General features: G+C 62.6%; 17 protein-coding genes. 5 read left to right on the plus strand and 12 right to left on the minus strand.

All coding sequences use genetic code 11. The annotated features are described in order from the left end of the window. The first annotated feature begins 25 nt into the window (after nucleotides 1-25). Complete coding sequence (locus ACU0FH_RS07310; RefSeq protein ID WP_446194007.1) at nucleotides 26-2,641, plus strand: TIGR02302 family protein; 2,616 nt, start codon at nucleotides 26-28, stop codon at nucleotides 2,639-2,641. Between the two features lie 16 nt (nucleotides 2,642-2,657). Here ACU0FH_RS07310 and ACU0FH_RS07315 read toward each other — a convergent pair whose 3' ends face one another. Then, entirely contained in the window at nucleotides 2,658-3,491 is an 834-nt protein-coding gene (locus ACU0FH_RS07315; RefSeq protein WP_446194008.1) for a zinc-ribbon domain-containing protein, read from the minus strand. 183 nt (nucleotides 3,492-3,674) lie between these two features. Here ACU0FH_RS07315 and ACU0FH_RS07320 point away from each other — a divergent pair, with 183 nt between their 5' ends. Genes ACU0FH_RS07320 through ACU0FH_RS07335 form a run of 4 tightly spaced genes read left to right on the plus strand, consistent with a single transcriptional unit; the run spans nucleotide 3,675 to nucleotide 6,580 of the window. After that, the gene (locus tag ACU0FH_RS07320; protein WP_446194009.1) at nucleotides 3,675-4,352 is read left to right on the plus strand and encodes a cell division ATP-binding protein FtsE; all 678 of its coding nucleotides are present in this window, start codon (nucleotides 3,675-3,677) and stop codon (nucleotides 4,350-4,352) included. After that, nucleotides 4,349-5,248, plus strand: coding sequence for a cell division protein FtsX (locus tag ACU0FH_RS07325; protein ID WP_446194010.1), 900 nt, complete (start codon nucleotides 4,349-4,351; stop codon nucleotides 5,246-5,248). Before ACU0FH_RS07320 ends, ACU0FH_RS07325 begins: the two co-directional genes overlap by 4 nt. Beyond that, the gene (locus ACU0FH_RS07330) at nucleotides 5,248-5,988 is read left to right on the plus strand and encodes a lysophospholipid acyltransferase family protein (protein WP_446194011.1); all 741 of its coding nucleotides are present in this window, start codon (nucleotides 5,248-5,250) and stop codon (nucleotides 5,986-5,988) included. The genes ACU0FH_RS07325 and ACU0FH_RS07330 overlap by 1 nt, the downstream gene beginning before the upstream one ends. After that, nucleotides 5,975-6,580 (plus strand): pyridoxamine 5'-phosphate oxidase family protein, encoded by a 606-nt coding sequence (locus tag ACU0FH_RS07335; RefSeq protein WP_446194012.1) that lies wholly within the window; start codon nucleotides 5,975-5,977, stop codon nucleotides 6,578-6,580. The genes ACU0FH_RS07330 and ACU0FH_RS07335 overlap by 14 nt, the downstream gene beginning before the upstream one ends. Nucleotide 6,581: 1 nt before the next feature. Here ACU0FH_RS07335 and ACU0FH_RS07340 read toward each other — a convergent pair whose 3' ends face one another. From ACU0FH_RS07340 to sucC, 11 genes are all read right to left on the minus strand, one after another. Beyond that, nucleotides 6,582-6,941 carry a hypothetical protein gene (locus ACU0FH_RS07340; protein WP_446194013.1) on the minus strand — a complete coding sequence of 120 codons (360 nt, stop codon included), beginning with the start codon at nucleotides 6,939-6,941 and terminating at the stop codon, nucleotides 6,582-6,584. Between the two features lie 80 nt (nucleotides 6,942-7,021). After that, nucleotides 7,022-8,410, minus strand: coding sequence for a dihydrolipoyl dehydrogenase (gene lpdA / locus ACU0FH_RS07345; protein WP_446194014.1), 1,389 nt, complete (start codon nucleotides 8,408-8,410; stop codon nucleotides 7,022-7,024). 129 nt (nucleotides 8,411-8,539) lie between these two features. Then, nucleotides 8,540-8,929: an MAPEG family protein gene (locus ACU0FH_RS07350; RefSeq protein ID WP_446194015.1), complete on the minus strand. Its 390-nt coding sequence runs from the start codon at nucleotides 8,927-8,929 to the stop codon at nucleotides 8,540-8,542. An 86-nt stretch (nucleotides 8,930-9,015) separates the two neighbouring features. Then, nucleotides 9,016-10,563, minus strand: coding sequence for a 2-oxoglutarate dehydrogenase complex dihydrolipoyllysine-residue succinyltransferase (gene odhB / locus ACU0FH_RS07355; protein WP_446194016.1), 1,548 nt, complete (start codon nucleotides 10,561-10,563; stop codon nucleotides 9,016-9,018). 3 nt (nucleotides 10,564-10,566) lie between these two features. Next, nucleotides 10,567-13,530 carry a 2-oxoglutarate dehydrogenase E1 component gene (locus ACU0FH_RS07360; protein WP_446194017.1) on the minus strand — a complete coding sequence of 988 codons (2,964 nt, stop codon included), beginning with the start codon at nucleotides 13,528-13,530 and terminating at the stop codon, nucleotides 10,567-10,569. Continuing rightward, nucleotides 13,527-14,063, minus strand: coding sequence for a DUF805 domain-containing protein (locus tag ACU0FH_RS07365; protein WP_446194018.1), 537 nt, complete (start codon nucleotides 14,061-14,063; stop codon nucleotides 13,527-13,529). The genes ACU0FH_RS07360 and ACU0FH_RS07365 overlap by 4 nt, the downstream gene beginning before the upstream one ends. 223 nt (nucleotides 14,064-14,286) lie before the next feature. Next, on the minus strand, nucleotides 14,287-14,694 hold the full coding sequence (locus ACU0FH_RS07370) for a hypothetical protein (RefSeq protein WP_446194019.1): 408 nt from the start codon (nucleotides 14,692-14,694) through the stop codon (nucleotides 14,287-14,289). Nucleotides 14,695-14,697: 3 nt separating this feature from the next. Then, nucleotides 14,698-15,579, minus strand: coding sequence for a succinate--CoA ligase subunit alpha (gene sucD / locus ACU0FH_RS07375; RefSeq protein WP_088634088.1), 882 nt, complete (start codon nucleotides 15,577-15,579; stop codon nucleotides 14,698-14,700). A gap of 16 nt (nucleotides 15,580-15,595) precedes the next feature. After that, nucleotides 15,596-16,639 (minus strand): hypothetical protein, encoded by a 1,044-nt coding sequence (locus ACU0FH_RS07380; protein WP_446194020.1) that lies wholly within the window; start codon nucleotides 16,637-16,639, stop codon nucleotides 15,596-15,598. A gap of 62 nt (nucleotides 16,640-16,701) precedes the next feature. Further along, nucleotides 16,702-17,013: a hypothetical protein gene (locus ACU0FH_RS07385; protein ID WP_446194021.1), complete on the minus strand. Its 312-nt coding sequence runs from the start codon at nucleotides 17,011-17,013 to the stop codon at nucleotides 16,702-16,704. Nucleotides 17,014-17,119: 106 nt separating this feature from the next. Continuing rightward, the gene (sucC, locus tag ACU0FH_RS07390; protein ID WP_446194022.1) at nucleotides 17,120-18,313 is read right to left on the minus strand and encodes an ADP-forming succinate--CoA ligase subunit beta; all 1,194 of its coding nucleotides are present in this window, start codon (nucleotides 18,311-18,313) and stop codon (nucleotides 17,120-17,122) included.

Consider the following 18,313-nt stretch of genomic DNA (forward strand, 5'->3'; position numbering starts at 1 on the left):
CGGTCATTGCCGACTGGAGAGCTTTATGGCCCAACGACATGGCATTGAAACCGCCCTTCTGAAACTGCGCCTGCCTGTCTTCCTGACCCAATGCGGTCTGGTAGCCGAGCGCACCCTGCGCGCGTTCTGGCCCGCCGGGTCGGTTCTGATGCTGGGCGCCGCCCTGCTGATGCTGGGCGTTCAGGATCATGTCGGGGTCGAACTGGTCTGGGCCGCTGGGGCGATTTTCGCGCTGGCCCTGCTCGCGACACTTTATATCGGCATCCGACGGTTCCACTGGCCAAGCCGGGACGAGGCGCTGGTGCGTCTGGACGAAACCCTGCCGGGGCGACCGATTCAGGCGCTGCTTGACGAACAGGCGGTCGGCGCGGGCGATTCCGCCTCGGCGGCGGTCTGGGCCGCGCATCAGCAGCGCATGGCAGACCGTGCCTCGCGCGCCCAACCGGCGCGTCCAGATCTGCGCATTGCCCGGCGCGATCCCTTTGCGCTGCGCTACGTGGCGATGCTGGCACTGGCTGTGGCGCTGGTGTTTGGCTCTATCTGGCGGGTCAGTTCCGTGACCGAAATGACGCCCGGTGCGGCGCAGGCGGCGGTCGGCCCTACATGGGAAGGCTGGATCGAACCGCCACGCTACACCGGCAAGCCGACGCTCTACCTTGCCGATATGGATTCCGACGTGATCGAAGTGCTTCAGGGCAGCCGGATCACCCTGCGGCTCTATGGTCAGCCCGGCGAGCTGTCGCTGGTCGAATCCGTTTCCGGCCGCGTGGGCGAGCTGCCACCGGCGGCGGACCAGATGCACGAATTCGACGTCAACCAAGACGGCGATTTGCGCATCGAAGGCAGCGGTGGGGCCGAATGGACCATCGCCCTGATCGAGGACGAACTGCCCGGTGTCGAAGTGACCGGCCCGCCCGATGCCGAGGCACTTGGGCAGATGACGCTGCCCTATTCGGCGCATGACGATTACGGGGTCGTCGCTGGCGAAGCGGTGATAACTCTGGACCTTGGGGCGGTGGATCGTCGCTATGGGCTGAGCAGCGAGCCGCAGCCGCGCGACGATATCGCAGTGCCGCTGCCGATGCCGATTGCGGGCGACCGGGCGGCATTCGACGAGAACCTGATCGAGGATTTTTCGCAGCACGCATGGGCCAACCTGCCGGTGACCTTCTCGCTGGTGGTGGAAGATGCGGCGGGCCAGAAATCGGCCCCTGCCGAGTTCAAGGCGGTTCTGCCCGGTCGTCGGTTCTTTGATCCGATGGCGGCGGCGGTGATCGAGATGCGCCGCGACCTGCTCTGGACGCGGGAAAATGCGCCGCGCATTTCGCAGATCATGCGTGCCGTGTCGCACCGCCCGGACGAGGTGTTCCGCTCGGAAACCGCTTACCTGCGGTTCCGCACCATCCTGCGTCGTCTTGAAACGATGATGGATTATGGTCTGAAGGCCGAACAGCAGGCTGAGCTGTCGCAGGCGATGTGGGATCTTGCCATCCTGCTGGAAGAGGGCGATCTGAGCGACGCGCTGGAACGTCTGCGCCGGGCGCAGGAACGGCTGGCCGAGGCGATGAAGAACGGCGCCTCGGACGAGGAAATCGCCGAACTGATGGACGAATTGCGCCGCGCCACCGATGAATACATGCGCCAGCTTGCCCAGCAGCAGCAACAGAATGGCGAAGAGGGCGAACAACAGCAGATGTCCGAGAATTCCATGCAGATGTCGCAGGACGATCTGCAACGGATGATGGACCGTATTCAGGAGCTGATGGAACAGGGCCGCATGGCCGAAGCCCAGCAGGCGCTGCAGGAATTGCAGCAGATGATGGAGAATATGCGCGTCACGCAAGGTCAGGGCGGTCAGTCGCCGGGCGAGCAGGCGATGCAGGGGTTGTCCGAGACGCTGCGCAAGCAGCAGGGTCTGTCGGATCAGGCGTTCCGCGATCTTCAGGAACAGTTCAACCCGAACGCCCAGAGCGGACAGAGCGAGAACAACGAAGGCCAGAGCGGCGGTCAGGGCCGGGGCCAGAGCCATCAGGGTCAAAACGGCCAGAACCCCGGCGAAAATCAGGGTCAGGGCCAAGGCCAAAATCCGGGGCAGAACCAAGGCCAAGGACAGGCGGAGGGCGATCAGCAGGGGCAGGGCGGCATGGCCGAGAACCTTGCACAGCGCCAGCGTGAGCTGCGCGATGAACTACGCCGCCAGCAGGGTAATCTTCCCGGCGGCGGCACCGAGGAAGGTCAGGCCGCGCGGGATGCGCTGGACCGGGCGGGCCGTGCAATGGAGGGAGCCGAGGACTCCCTGCGCCGCGACGATCTGGCCGAGGCCATCGATCAGCAGTCCGAAGCGATGGAGGCGCTGCGCGAAGGCATGCGGGCCCTTGGCGAGGCAATGGCCCAGCAGGAGCAGCAATCGCAGCCCGGGCAGGGCATGGCCGAGGGGCAGGAACGCGCCCGCAACCGTGATCCGCTTGGCCGCAACGCGGGTTCCAACGGGTCGATCGGGACAGACGAGAACCTGTTGCAGGGCGAGGATGTCTATCGCCGCGCGCGCGAATTGCTGGACGAGATCCGCCGCCGCACCGGCGAGGGCGAGCGTCCGCAGATGGAACTCGACTACCTCGAAAGGTTGCTGGACCGGTTCTGAGGGCCGGGGCGTCCGGTCAGGGCGTCAGCTGCCGGATCTGGGTGTCTAGCCAGATCCGAGCATCGTTGATGAATGCCACATAGGTATCGAGCGTGGGGCGCAGCGCCGGCAGGTTCGTCGCGATGCGGTCGGCATTCACATAGACCAGCACGAGGATCGCGGCCAGCAGCAGCATCAGCGTAAAGCCGCGCCCGAAACCGCGTCTCGATTTTTCGCTGGACTGGTGGCGCACCGGCAGATCGGCGGTCTTGCCACCGGGGCCTTCGGCCCGCAGGCTTGAATTCAGCTCGTCTATATCGGGCAGGAACTGCTTGCGTGACGGGGCTTCGTCCGGTGTCAGGGTGGGCTGGGCATCGGGGGTCTTGCCGCGCATCAGGGCCATGCGCTCGCGGGCTTCGCGTACCCGGCGGACGGTGTCCGTGGCCGGGGCTTCTTCCAGTCCCAATTCTCCCTGGCTTTCGAAAACGCTGCTTTCGGCCTCGCGCAGACGCGCTTCGTGTTCGGCTTCGGCGCGGAGAATGTCGGCAACATCCGGGCTCAGCTCGCGGCGTGGCTGGCCCGCACGTTCGCGCAGCACATCGGGCACCTCGTCGATATCGGATTCCATGTCGAGCTCTTCCTCGATCTCGGTTTCCGTTTCGAACTGGGGCGGCGCGGGCATGGACTCGGGTGCCGTTTCGGGCAGCCCGTCGCTGTCATCGCCTGCGAGCTCCTGATCGAGCATGGCGTCGGGATGGGTCTGGTACCAGGTATCGCCACAATTGGAGCATTGCACGTCGCGCCCGTCGAGAGGGATGACCTCATCGGGCACCTCATATTGCGCGCCGCAATTGGGGCAAATTATTCGCATATGGCGCTCAGCTCCTCGGGAAATGCCTGCCGATTTTTCGTTTTCGCTATCATAGGCCGTGTTGAGTCGCTGCGCAAAGTCGAATTCTCAACGAAACCAGAGCGATGAATCGACCGTGTCCAATCGGCATTGAATCTGCCGGGACAGTCAGGCAAAAGACCCGGGGCGTACAGGGGGTCTTACGTGATCGAGCTGGAAAATGTGGGCTACAGCTATGGCGGTGGCGAGCTGCTGAGCGATGTATCCGTGCGCCTGATGCCCGGGTCATTTCATTTTCTGACCGGCCCCTCGGGCGCGGGCAAGACCACCCTGATGAAACTGTGCTACGGGGCGCTTTTGCCGACCCATGGCACCGTCAAGGTGTTCGATGCGGACATGCGCCGCCTTGATCGCGACCAGACCGCGCTGATGCGCCGCCGGATCGGTGTCGTGCATCAGGATTGCAAGTTTCTCGACCATTTACCGGTTGCCGATAATATCGCGCTGCCGCTGACCGTTTCGGGCCGCGACAAGCGTGCCGAGAGCGAGAACCTTGCCGAATTGATGAAATGGGTCGGGTTGGCCGGGCGCGCGGATGCCCTGCCGCCGGAACTGTCGGGGGGCGAAAGGCAGCGCGCAGCACTTGCGCGGGCGGTCATCATGTCGCCCGACGTGGTGCTGGCGGACGAGCCGACCGGGAATGTGGACTGGGAGATGTCGCAACGCCTGCTGCATCTGCTGGTGGAGTTGAACAAGATGGGCAAGACCGTGCTGATCGCGAGCCACGATCTGGCGCTGATCCGGGCCGCCAAGAGCCAGGTTCAAGCGCGGGTGCTGCGGATTTCCAACCGCAGGCTGCAACTTGCGGGGTCGGACCTGTGAGCAATGGCCGTATCCGTTCTCTTTTGCTCGGTGATGCTCAGGCCGACCGGGTTGTGCCGCCTTCGGGTTTTACCGCGCATCTGACGTTGTTTGCATCGGCCGCGATGGCCTTCCTTGCGGTTTTCGCGCTGGCCCTGTCACTGGCGGCGGGGAGGCTGGCGGATCGTTGGTCGGATGAGCTGGCCCGCAGCGCCACGCTGCGCATCAGCGCACCGGCAGATCAGAAAGCGGCGCAGACCAGTGCGGCACTTGCGGTGCTGGAGCAGACGCCGGGCATCGCCAGCGCACGGGCTCTGAGCGACGAGGAACAGGCGGCCCTGCTGGCCCCGTGGTTCGGGGCCGATCTGCCGCTCGACAGCCTGCCGGTGCCGCAGCTCATCGAGGTGATCGAGGATGACGAAGGCTATGACGCTGAAGGTCTGCGCCTGCGTCTTGCCGCCGAAGTGCCCGGTGCGGTGCTTGACGATCATACACGCTGGCGGCGTCCGCTGGTCGAGGCGGCGAACAGCCTGCGACGGCTGGGGGTGTTCTCGATTCTGCTGATCGGGGGGGCGACGGCGGCGATGATCACGCTGGCGGCGAATGCGGCGCTGGCGGCAAATGCGCAGGTGATCCTTGTGCTGCGGCTGGTCGGTGCGCGCGACAGCTATATCGCGCAGGCTTTCGTGCGCCGTTTCACCATCCGGGCCTTGCTCGGGGCGGCGGCGGGGGTGGCCTTTGGCATGGCCGGTGTCCTTTTGCTGCCCGAAGCGTCGGATGCGGGCGGGTTCCTGACCGGGCTTGGCTTTCAGGGGGCGGGCTGGTTCGCACCGCTGCTGATCCCGATCCTTGGCGCGCTGGTGGCCTTTGCCGCTACGTGGTTTGCGGCCCGGCGCCGGCTTGAGGAGATAAGCTGATGTCCCATGCGTTCCGCTGGCTCCGCTCGGTGATGTTCATCATCCTGACCTATGCGGGGATGGCGGTGCTGGGACTGGTTTTCGCGCCTTTCGCGCTCTTTTCGCGCAAGGCCGCGCGGCGCGCCTGCAAGCTGTTCTGCGTCTGGACCCGCTGGCTGGCACGGGTGCTGGTCGGTATCCGCAGCGAAGTGCGCGGCACGGTGCCCACGGGTGAAGTCATCATCGCCGCCAAGCACCAGTCGTTCCTTGATATCATCCTGATCTTTCAGGCGGTTCCGCAGGCCAAGTTCATCATGAAACGCGAGCTGCTCTGGACGCCGGTCATCGGGCTGTATGCCAAGCGGATCGGCTGTATCCCGGTGGATCGCAAAAAACGTGGCCGGGCAATCGCGCAGCTGGTCAAGGATGTGGCGGCCGAATTCGTCGACCCCGGTCAGCTGGTGATCTATCCGCAGGGCACAAGGGTCACGCCCGGCGCGCGGCTGCCGTACAAAGTCGGGGCGGCGCTGCTCTATGACGGGCTGGAAGAGCCATGCTATCCGGCGGCGACCAATGTCGGCCTGTTCTGGCCGCGTAAAGGGATCATGCGCTATCCGGGGCTTGCGGTGGTCGAGTTTCTCGATCCGATCGCGCCGGGCATGCCACGGGCCGAGTTCATGGCCGAGCTGGAAAAACGTGTCGAGACAGGTTCAAACGCGTTGATGAAAGAAGCGGGGTTTGATCTTAATGAACTGGATTGACGATATCGCCTCGCTCGAGGCGCTGTATGGCACGCCCCCAAGCGCGGCGATCCGCAAGGTGGCGCGGCAGATGACGCCCCTTTATCGCAAGTGGATCATGTCCTCGAAGCTTTGCGTGCTGACCACGGTGGGCGAAGGCGGCACCGACGGCAGCCCCCGGGGCGACGATGGCCCCTGCGTTCTGGAACTGGACCCCGGCACGCTTGCGATGCCCGACTGGCGCGGGAATAACCGTCTGGATTCGCTCAGGAATATCGTGACGGACGGGCGGGTGTCGCTGATGTTCATGGTGCCGGGATCGAACACGGTGGTGCGGGTGAACGGGACCGCGCGACTGTCGGCGGATGCGGATCTGCGGCAGCGTTTTGAGAAGAAGGGGCGGTTGCCTGCGACGGTGATCGTGATTTCCATTGCCGAAATCTATACCCAATGCGCGCGCGCCCTGCTGCGCTCGGGCCTTTGGTCGGGTGAGCCTGCGCCCGAAGACCTGCCAAGCCCCGGAGACATCCTTGCCGAGATGACCGAAGGAGAGGAGGGCGGGGCTCCCTATGATCAGGCATGGCCCAAGCGGGCGGCGGAAACGCTCTGGTGAATCAGGGCCTTGCGGTTCTGGCGGGCTGTTCGGGCGGCAGAACCGGACGCTCGGGAGGTGGTGCCAGCTGGGCGTAGGCGATCAGCAGGATCAGCCCACCGGAAAGCAGTCCGGCCAATATAAGCGGCAACCGAAGCAAGAGGCGCAGGGCGCGCCCGGGGCTGTGTTTGCGCCCGACGAACCATGCGGTAAAGCCGATGATCGCGGCCAGCAGTTGCCATGACAGGAAGGCCATGATCTGGTTGAGGCCGCGAGTGAACCCTTCGCCGCTGGGCTCAATGAACAGGAATTGCAGCACCGAGGCCGCATAGACTCCGGCCCAGACGGCCAGCAGGCTTTTCGCGATGCCGGTGCCGGACATGGCCTCCCCCCTCATAAACTCAAAACCCCGGCGGTGATACCGGGGTTCTGACTGTCTTGGCAATCTGCGCCTGCGGGGCGTCAGGAATGGATCGGCCCGTCGCCACAGGCAAGCGCCGCCTCGCGCACGGCCTCGGAATAGGTCGGATGCGCGTGGCATGTGAGCGCCAGGTCCTCGGCGCTGGCGCCGAATTCCATCGCGACGCAGATCTCGTGGATCAGGTCGCCTGCGCTTGGCCCGATGATATGGGCACCAAGGATGCGGTCTGTTTCCTTGTCGACGATGATCTTGACGAACCCGTCAGCGGCGAAATTCGCCTTGGCGCGGCCGTTGCCCATGAAGGAGAACTTGCCGACCTTGTAGGCGCGTCCCTCTTTCTTCAGTGTCTCCTCGGTTTCGCCGACATTGGCGACCTCGGGGTGGGTATAGATCACGCCCGGGATCACGCCGTAGTTCACATGACCATGCTTGCCCGCAACCTGTTCGGCGGCGGCCATGCCTTCGTCTTCGGCCTTGTGGGCCAGCATCGGGCCGTCGATGCAGTCACCGATGGCATAGATGCCCTTGACGTTGGTCTGCCAGTCCTTGCCAACCTTGATCTGGCCGCGCTCGGACATTTCCACGCCCAGAGAGTCGAGGCCGAGACCTTCGGTATAAGGGCGGCGGCCGGTGGCCAGCAGAACCACGTCCGCGTCGATTTCGTGTTCGCTGTCGTCCTTCTTGAGCTTGTAGGTCACCTTGGCCTTGGTCTTGGTCGCCTCGGTCTTTTGCACGGCGGCGCCCATGACGAATTCCATGCCCTGCTTTTTCAGCAGACGCTGGAAGGACTTCTGCACCTCGCCGTCCATGCCGGGGGTGATCGCATCGAGGTATTCAATAACCGTTACCTCGGCGCCCAGTCGTTTGTAGACCGAGCCGAGTTCGAGCCCGATGACACCTGCGCCGATCACCACCATCTTTTTCGGCACCTTGGTCAGTTCCAGCGCGCCGGTGGAGGTCACGACGACTTTCTCGTCGACCTCGACACCCTTGAGCGGGGAGACTTCGGACCCCGAGGCGATGATGATGTTCTTGGCTTCGTGCACGTCGTCGCCGACCTTGACCTTGCCCGCCTCGGGGATGCTGGCCCAGCCTTTGATCCAGTCTACCTTGTTCTTTTTGAACAGGAATTCGATGCCTTTGGTGTTGGTGTCGATGGTGTCCTGCTTGTAGGAGAGCATCTGTTTCCAGTCGACCGAGGGGGATTTGCCCTTGAGGCCCATCGCGGCGAAATTATGCTCGGCCTCGTGCAGCATGTGGCTGGCGTGAAGCAGGGCCTTGGAGGGGATGCAACCCACGTTCAGGCAGGTGCCGCCAAGCGTTTCACGACCTTCGACACAGGCCACCTTGAGACCCAGTTGCGCGCAGCGAATGGCGCAGACATAGCCGCCGGGGCCGGAGCCGATGATGATGACGTCGTAGCTGGACATGTGTTCTCCTTTATCCGAGACGTGGCCGGAAATGGGGGGGGGGTGATTTCCGTACACAGGCTGTGCAGCATGTGTACACCGGTCGTACAGCGGCCGGGATTTGATCGGGTATGGGGTTGGGGGTGCGCATCAGACCAGCGCCGCCAGCAGCATCAGCACCGTCGCACCAATGCCAAAGGTCCAGATGACCGAGCGCCAGGGCGAAAGTCCCATGAGATAAGCGGGCACATAGAAGACGCGCGCGATGAGGTATACCCAGGCGCAGCCTTGGGTGAATCCGGTGGACTGACCGCCAAGGGTGACGACGACAACCGCGATGGTGAAGAGGATCAGACCCTCGAAATGGTTGTTCAGCGCGCGCTGGGCGCGGCCCGCATAGCCTGAGAGTTCGATCTTGGTATCGCGCGGCCCGAGCGCCTTTTTCGGCCCGACCTGCTTGTTGGCAAGCGCCGAGTAGATCAGGAACTGCGCGAACTGGAGCAGCGCCGCAAGCGTCAGGACGGTGAGTTCGGTGGTCATGCTGGCTCCGGTTCCGGGGGCGGCGGGCGAAAGTCGTGCCGCCCGCCAAGGTTTCTTTCATGCGCGGTCAGGTCACGCGGGAGAGATCACAGATCCATCAGCAGGCGACGGGGGTCTTCCAGCGCTTCCTTGACGCGGACGAGGAAGGTCACGGCGCCTTTGCCGTCGACGATGCGGTGATCGTAGGAGAGCGCGAGGTACATCATCGGGCGGATCTTGATTTCGCCGTTGATGACCATCGGACGGTCCTGGATCTTGTGCATGCCGAGGATGCCCGACTGCGGCGGGTTCAGGATTGGCGAGGACATCAGCGAGCCATAGACGCCACCGTTGGAGATGGTGAAGGTGCCGCCCTGCATTTCCGCCATCGAAAGCTTGCCGTCGCGGGCGCGTTTTCCCTTTTCGGCGATGGCTTTCTCAATTTCCGCGAAGGACATGGAATCCGCGTCGCGGATGACCGGCACGACAAGCCCGGTGGGGGTGCCGGCGGCGATGCCCATGTGGACGAAGTTCTTGTAGACCACGTCGGTGCCGTCGATTTCGGCGTTGACCTCGGGCACCTCTTTCAGCGCGTGGCAGCAAGCCTTGGTGAAGAACGACATAAAGCCGAGACGCACGCCGTGCTTCTTCTCGAACAGGTCCTTGTATTCGTTCCGCAGCGCCATGACCTCGGTCATGTCCACCTCGTTATAGGTGGTGAGCATGGCGGCGGTGTTCTGCGCCTCTTTCAGGCGGCGGGCGATGGTCTGGCGCAGGCGGGTCATCTTGACCCGTTCTTCGCGGTCTGCATCGGCTGCCGGGGAAGGCGCGCGCGGGGCCTGTGCCGCCGGGGCGGGTGCAGATGCGGCGCTGGTGCCTGCGGCAAGCGCCTTTTGCACGTCTTCCTTCATGATACGGCCATCACGGCCCGTGCCGGTGACCTGATCGGCGCTGAGACCGGCCTCGGCCATTGCCTTTTGCGCGGAGGGCGCGTTTTCAACGTCTTTACCCTCGGTGTCGGCCCCTTTGCGGCCACCGGGCTGTTCGGTGGTTTCCGGTGTACCGGCAGGCGTCGAGGAGGGCTGACCTTGTCCGCCGCGGGTCATCACCGCGAGCTTGCCGCCCGCCTCGACGGTTTCGCCTTCGCCCTTGAGGATTTCCTGAAGGACACCTGCTGCGGGGGCGGGGACCTCGACCGAGACCTTGTCGGTTTCCAGCTCGCAGAGCATCTCGTCCGCTTCGACGCTGTCGCCGGCTTTCTTGAACCATGTGGAGACGGTGGCCTCGCTGACCGATTCACCAAGCGTCGGCACCATCACGTCGACGGTCTGGGCCTCTTCCTCGGATGGCGCATTCTTTTCCGCATCGGCCTTTTTCTGCGAGGGGCGTTCCTCGATCGTTTCGGAGCCTGCTTCGCCCGAGGCGGCGATATTCGCGAGGAGCGCATCGACGCCCACGGTGTCGCCTTCGTTGGCGACGATATCGGCGAGGACACCGGCGATCGGGCTGGGAACCTCGACCGTTACCTTGTCGGTTTCCAACTCGCAGAGCATTTCATCGACCGCAACCGGGTCGCCCGGTTTCTTGAACCAGGTCGCCACGGTCGCTTCGGTCACGGATTCGCCCAGCGTCGGGACGCGTACTTCGGTGGTCATGGGTTAGTTTCCTTCGATGGTCAGCGCCTCGTTCACGAGGGCGGCTTGTTGGGCTTTGTGTTGGCTGGCGAGCCCGGTTGCGGGCGAGGCGGCGGTGGCACGACCCACATAGACGGGGCGCTGGTGCGTGGCGCCGATGCGGTTCAGCACCCACTCGATATTGGGTTCTATAAAGGACCAGCCGCCCTGGTTCTTGGGCTCTTCCTGGCACCAGACCATTTCCGCGCCCTTGAACCGTTCGAGTTCCTTGACGAGGCTGATCGCCGGGAAGGGGTAGAACTGTTCGATCCGGAGCAGGTAGACATCGTCGATCCCGCGGGCATCGCGTTCCTCGAGCAGGTCATAATACACCTTGCCAGAGCACATGACGACGCGCTTGATCTTGTCGTCCTTGGCCAGCTTGGTGTCCGAGTTGCCTTTTTCGGCATCGTCCCAGAGCACGCGGTGGAAGCTCGACCCGGTGGTGAAATCCTCGGCCGTGGAGATCGCCAGCTTGTGACGCAGCAGCGATTTCGGCGTCATCAGGATGAGCGGCTTGCGGAAGGACCGGTGGATCTGGCGGCGCAGGATGTGGAAGTAGTTCGCCGGGGTGGTGCAGTTGGCGACGATCCAGTTGTCCTGACCGCACATGGTCAGGAAGCGTTCCAGACGGGCCGAGGAGTGTTCGGGGCCCTGACCCTCGTAGCCGTGGGGCAGCAGGCAGACGAGGCCCGACATGCGCAGCCATTTGGATTCACCCGAAGAGATGAACTGGTCGAACATGATCTGCGCGCCGTTGGCGAAATCGCCGAACTGGGCCTCCCACATGACGAGCGCGTTGGGCTCGGCCAGCGAGTAGCCGTATTCGAACCCGAGCACAGCGTATTCCGACAGCATGGAATCGATGACTTCGTACTGGGCCTGACCGTCACGGACATGGTTCAGCGGGAAGTAACGCTCTTCGGTTTCCTGGTTGATGAAGGCCGAGTGGCGCTGCGAGAAGGTGCCGCGCGTGGAGTCCTGCCCGGCGAGACGGACCGGGTAACCCTCGGTCAGGAGCGAGCCAAAGGCCAGTGCCTCACCGGTAGCCCAGTCAAAGCCCTTGCCGGTCTCGAACATTTCCTTCTTGGCATCCAGCAGACGCTGGACGGTGCGGTGCAGCGGGAAGCCATCGGGCGCGGTGGTCAGCGCCTTGCCGATTTCCTCGAGTGTTTCCGGCGCGATTTCGGTGGTGCCGCGCACATAGTCTTCTTTGTTGTGGTCGAGGTGGGACCAGCGCCCGTCGAGCCAGTCGGCCTTGTTGGGCTTGTATTCCTTGCCGGCCTCGAACTCTTCGTTCATCTTGGCCTGGAAGGCCGCCTTCATATCCTCGATCTCGCCCTCGGGAATCAGGCCATCCTTGACCAGCCGCTCGGTATAGAGCGACAGGGTGGTCTTGTGGGTCTTGATCCGCTTGTACATGACCGGGTTGGTGAACATGGGCTCGTCGCCCTCGTTGTGACCAAAGCGGCGGTAGCAGAAGATGTCGATCACCACGTCCTTGTGGAACTTTTGCCGGAATTCGGTGGCGACCTTGGCGGCGTGAACCACCGCCTCGGGATCGTCGCCATTGACGTGGAATATCGGCGCCTCGACCATCAGCGCGATGTCCGTCGGGTAGGGCGAGGAGCGCGAGAAATGCGGCGCGGTGGTGAAGCCGATCTGGTTGTTCACCACGATATGCATGGTGCCGCCGGTGCGGTGGCCTTTCAGCCCCGAGAGACCGAACCCTTCGGCCACCACGCCCTGACCGGCAAAAGCCGCGTCGCCGTGCAGGAGTATCGGCAGCACCTTGGAACGGTCGTGGTCGTGGGACTGGTCCTGCTTGGCGCGGGCCTTGCCCAGCACCACCGGGTTTACCGCCTCGAGGTGAGAGGGGTTCGCGGTCAGCGACAGGTGGACCTCATTGCCGTCGAATTCACGGTCGGAGGAGGCGCCGAGGTGGTATTTGACATCGCCCGATCCATCGACATCCTCGGGCTTGAAGCTGCCGCCCTGGAATTCGTTGAAGATGGCGCGGTAGGGTTTCTGCATCACGTTGGCGAGCACCGAAAGACGGCCCCGGTGCGGCATGCCGATGATGATGTCCTTTACGCCAAGCGCACCGCCGCGCTTGATGATCTGTTCCATCGCGGGGATCAGGCTTTCGCCGCCGTCCAGACCGAAACGCTTGGTGCCCATGTATTTCACATGGAGGAATTTCTCGAAGCCCTCGGCCTCGACCATCTTGTTGAGGATCGCCTTGCGGCCTTCGCGGGTGAACTTGATTTCCTTGTCGAACCCTTCGATGCGCTCTTTCAGCCAGCCGGCTTCTTCGGGGTTGGAAATGTGCATGTATTGCAGCGCGAAGGTGCCGCAATAGGTGCGCTGGACGATGTCGACGATCTGGCGCATCGGCGCGACCTGAAGGCCGAGCACGTTGTCGATAAAGATCGGACGGTCCATGTCCTCTTCGTTGAAACCATAGCTTTTCGGATCAAGCTCGGGGTGCGGGGTCTGGTCGCGCATGCCCAGCGGATCGAGATCGGCCACAAGGTGGCCGCGGATCCGGTAGGCGCGGATCAGCATGAGCGCGCGGATCGAATCCAGCACGGCGCGTTTGATCTGGTCGTCGGTGACGGAGGCACCGGTTTCCTTGGCTTTGCTTTCGATTTTTTCCTTGGCGGCCTTGGCTTCGGCGGGGGCGGGCGCCCATTCGCCCGTCATCGCGCCGGTCAGGTCGTCGTCGGGCATCGGCGGCCAGTCGGGGCGCGCCCAGCTTGGTCCCTGTGCCTCGGCCCGGACATCCTGACCGTTGTCGCCCAGAGCCTTGAAGAATTCGGCCCATGCCGTGTCTACGGCCGAAGGGTCACCGGCGTATTGCGCGTAGAGCTGTTCGAGATACTCGGCATTATGCCCCTGCATGAATGAGGAGGCATGAAACTGCGCGTTTGAGGATTGGTCGGTCATGGGGTTACCTCGTGAGGGTTTGGACCAAATGTGTTCGTGCCGGGCTGGGAGGGGCGGGTCAGCCACCAAAGGACCAGGAGCGGAGAGATGATGAGGACGATGACGGCGATGAACAGGATGACGGAGCTTGTACCGCCGATGATGCCGCTGAAATCGCCGGCCATGAGGGCCGGGAAGCCGGAGAGGAACCCGACAAAGGTAAAGATGCCGATCATGACGATCAGCGGGTAAAGCAGGAAAAAGCCCGAACGGCCGGTATCGTGCATGCGACGCCAGCCTGCCGAGAGCGAGGGCAGCAAGGTGGCAAGCGAAAAGATCGCGTTGATCGGACCGTTGCTCGAGGTGCTGGCACTGAATTCGCCGGGGACGGTTTCAACCATTGCCGAGCCGAACAGGATCGTGTCGAGGATGCTGCAGGCGATGCTGCCAAGGATCACGAAGAGCACGAAGTACCAGTATTCCGAGCGCGAAGCGCGGCCCGAGAAGGTGACATACTTGGAAAAACAGGTGCGGACGGCTTCTTTGAAGGTCATGCGGTACCTCCCGCCAGAGGGGCCTCGGCACGGGGGCGCAGGGCGATTTGCGCCGCTTGTCCGTCCTGTTCTCTGCCCTGTCGGGTCATTTGGTTAGCCTTTGATTCCAAAGTCGTTCCCGAATTGACCGGGAGTCTGTGCGGCGGCCTCGTAGGCCGCTTTTTGCCCTTCGGCAATGGCCAAAGTTGGGCCGGTGTAAGGCAAGGCGGAAAAGCGCATGGGTCTAAGCCTCGTCCTCGCAATATATGTATGTATGGATACGCGCCCTGGCGCCATCGATGTGGTTTCGCACGACCGCGCGCTGCGTATCGGTGCCTTCTTCGCGGCACCATTCCAGACCTTCGATTTCAAGCTCGGCGTTCGTTTTTCTTGGTTTGGAGGCGTCTTCATAACCGTGACGGACGAGGATCACATCGAAATCGCCTTGGAAAAACAAGGTGTAGGAACGCTTGTATTGCGCGACTTCGGGCAGAAACGGCAGTTCCGCTTCGGTCACGTATTTTCGTTTCTTCGTCACCGGGTCGATGACGGTCACCTGCTTTTCGGGATCGAAGAGGCTGCCGCCCGGGTGTTCAGCACACCCGGGAAGAGCCGCGATCGCCCCCGCAATTATGAGGTGACCGGCCTGCATGTCTTAGCCGATCGCTTTCAGCACGGCTTCGCCCAGTTGGGCGGGGCTGTCTGCCACAACGATGCCTGCTGATTTCATCGCTTCGATCTTGTCCTCGGCGCCGCCCTTGCCACCGGCGACGATGGCGCCGGCATGGCCCATGCGGCGTCCCGGAGGGGCGGTGCGGCCCGCGATGAAACCAGCGGTCGGCTTCCAGCGGCCTTTCTTCTTTTCGTCGGCGAGGAACTGCGCGGCTTCTTCTTCGGCGGAGCCGCCGATTTCACCGATCATGATGATGCTTTCGGTTTCGTCATCCGCGAGGAACCATTCCAGCACGTCGAGGTGCTCGGTCCCCTTGATCGGATCGCCGCCGATGCCGACGCAGGTGGACTGGCCGATGCCGACGTCGGTGGTCTGCTTGACCGCCTCGTAGGTCAGGGTGCCGGAGCGCGAAACCACGCCGCAGGAGCCGCGCTTGTGGATGTGGCCGGGCATGATGCCGATCTTGCAGGCGTCGGGGGTGATGACGCCCGGGCAGTTCGGCCCGATCAGACGCGATTTGGAGCCTTCCAGCGCGCGCTTGACCTTCATCATGTCGAGCACCGGGATACCTTCGGTGATGCAGACGATGACTTCCATTTCGGCGTCGATGGCTTCCATGATCGAATCCGCCGCGAAGGGGGGCGGCACGTAGATTACGGTCGCGTTCGCTTCGGTCTTGGCCTTGGCTTCGTGGACAGAGTTGAAGACCGGCAGGTCGAGGTGGGTCTGGCCGCCCTTGCCGGGGGTGACGCCGCCGACCATCTTGGTGCCGTAGGCAATGGCCTGTTCCGTGTGGAAGGTCCCCTGCGAGCCGGTCAGGCCCTGGCAGATCACCTTGGTGTTTTCGTCGATAAGTACGGCCATGATGGTCCCTTTGTGGTTATCCTGGAATTTCGAAATAGATGCGGCTCGAGCCGTCTTCTACACATGTTCGCCGGGCATCGTTATCGAGGTTTTCGACATTGACGATGATCGGCATGTTCGGGTTGGCGTGGCTGATGAAGCTTTGGCAGCCACTTCCATCGCTCGATTGCATGTCGCTGAACTGTCCCGGGTACGCTCGATTAAGCGTTTCCCGAACAAGCTGTCGTGCCTCGGCCACACCCATGTAGTGAGTGTCGATTTCGCACGTGTACGAGTTGAATTTTACGGATAGCGAGTTGTCGGGCAGGAAATACACATGGCCGTTCGATGCGGGCCAGCCGTATTCCAAACCGCTGTTATCGAATGCAGAACGCAACCAGTCACTGTCGGCAATATTCTGGGCGCAGGTTTGTAAGGCCCAGGCGGAGTAAGCACGCAGCGTTTCGCGAGATGCCGGAGCCTGGCCAACTGTCAACTGGCGGGCATCTTCCACCTTGTCGAGACCTGCAAAGGTCATCCCTACGATCTGTCCGAAACCGGGCGCTTCGTAGGCCACGAGTTCAAGAGAGAAAGGCAAGCCCTGAGCGACGTAGCGGCGTGACATGTTCTGCAGGGGTTCGGCGGCGACGAACCCTCCGCCCTCGGGGAAACCTTTAAGGGTGCCAAATTCCACGAATTTATCTGCTGCGCCAGCGGCCTGACCTGCTGACATCGCGGGACCGTAGACGAGACATGTGGCATTCCCGTTCTCATCAGGCAGGCGGATTTCAGCGGTCAGGCCAGAGGGCTGGTTGCGGGTGATCCTGTAGACCCCAGTCTCTACCTGATTGACGGACCATATCTTCTCGTTCTGGAACCGGTCGATGCCGAGCTGCAATTCTCCGGCTCTGGGAGCACTGCGAATTCCGCCCTCTTCCCAGAGGCATACGCGAAGTTCGTTTGCAGCCTTTATATCACCGGGAGTTTGCGCGTTTACCGTATCGGGGAAGAAGAGAGATGCGGATATAGCCAAGGCTGCCGCGCCTAAGGCTGTGCTCAGCTTCGGCGTGATGCCATTCATATGAACAAAAGGCCCTAGGCGCTCGGTCGGTCCATTGCCAGCAGATTTCGCGACTAGTGCCGTCAGTCCTTGGTGCCGGTGAGCTCGTCCAGAATGCGTGTCAGCACCAGGGCCAGCCCGCCGATGACCATAGAACGGCCCAGAGAGATGCTGAGATTGCTGGGAGCCACATGGCTTACCCCGTCGCGGGTCTTGCGCAGGGCGCGGCGCGAAAAGCTGTCGTCCGGTTCCTTGCCCAGCGGCAGAGGGTCGGGCATGTCGAGCAATGATGGCTTGGTTTTCCACAAGAGAGCCCCGACGGCGAGCAGGCCAACGCCCACTGCAATCGGTGTGATCCTGTCGTTGTCCAAGTAATCCTTGCCAGATAAATCCATTGTTCCGTCCATTTTTGTCCTGTTGCAGATCAACGGCCAAAACCACCGTCGGTTCCCCGACGGTGTGCTTTAACCTCTGCCAGACCTGACGGACGGGAAACATGGATCAGCCTTTGACCGCTTTCACGATCTTTTCCGCGCCGTCCTTCAGATCATCGGCGGCGATGACGTCCAAACCGCTTTCGTTGATGATCTTCTTGCCTTCCTCGACATTGGTGCCTTCGAGACGAACAACCAGCGGCACCTTGAGGCCAACCTCTTTCACCGCGGCGACCACGCCTTCGGCGATGACGTCGCAGCGCATGATGCCGCCGAAGATGTTGACGAGAATGCCTTTGACCTGCTCGTCCGAGGTGATGATCTTGAACGCTTCGGTCACTTTTTCCTTGGTCGCGCCGCCGCCCACGTCGAGGAAGTTGGCCGGTTCCGCACCGTAGAGCTTGATGATGTCCATCGTCGCCATCGCAAGGCCTGCACCGTTCACCATACAGCCGATCTCACCGTCGAGCGCGATGTAGTTCAGGTCGTACTTGGAGGCTTCGAGTTCCTTGGGGTCTTCCTCGGTCGTGTCGCGCAGTTCGGAGACCTCGGGCTGGCGATACATTGCGTTGCCGTCAAAGCCGAGCTTGGCGTCGAGCACCTTGAGCTGACCGCCGGGCATCAGGATCAGCGGGTTGATTTCCAGCATCTCCATGTCCTTCTCGATGAAGGCCTTGTAAAGGATGCCCATGAGCTGAACGCATTGCTTGACGGCGGGGCCTTCGAGACCCAGCGCGAAAGCGACGCGGCGGCCGTGATAGGGCTGGTAGCCGGTGGCGGGATCGACGCTGAAGCTGAGGATCTTTTCAGGGGTCGAGGCGGCGACCTCTTCGATGTCCATGCCGCCTTCGGTCGAGCAGACGAAAGAAACGCGGCTGGAAACGCGATCGACCAAAAGGGCGAGATAAAGCTCACGCTCGATGTCCGAGCCGTCTTCGATATAGATGCGGTTGACCTGCTTGCCCGCGGGGCCGGTCTGGTGGGTCACAAGGGTCTTGCCAAGCATCTTCTTGGCTTCCTCGGCGGCTTCCTCGACCGATTTGGCAAGACGGACACCGCCTTTTTCGCCTGCTTCGGCTTCCTTGAACGAGCCCTTGCCGCGGCCGCCGGCGTGGATCTGCGCCTTGACGACCCAGAGCGGTCCATCAAGTTCGCCGGCCGCGTTTTTCGCGTCTTCCGCGCGGAGGATGACCTTGCCGTCGGACACCGGGGCACCGTAGCTGCGAAGAAGGGCCTTGGCCTGATATTCGTGGATGTTCAT

This window comes from Heliomarina sp. (assembly GCF_052826185.1).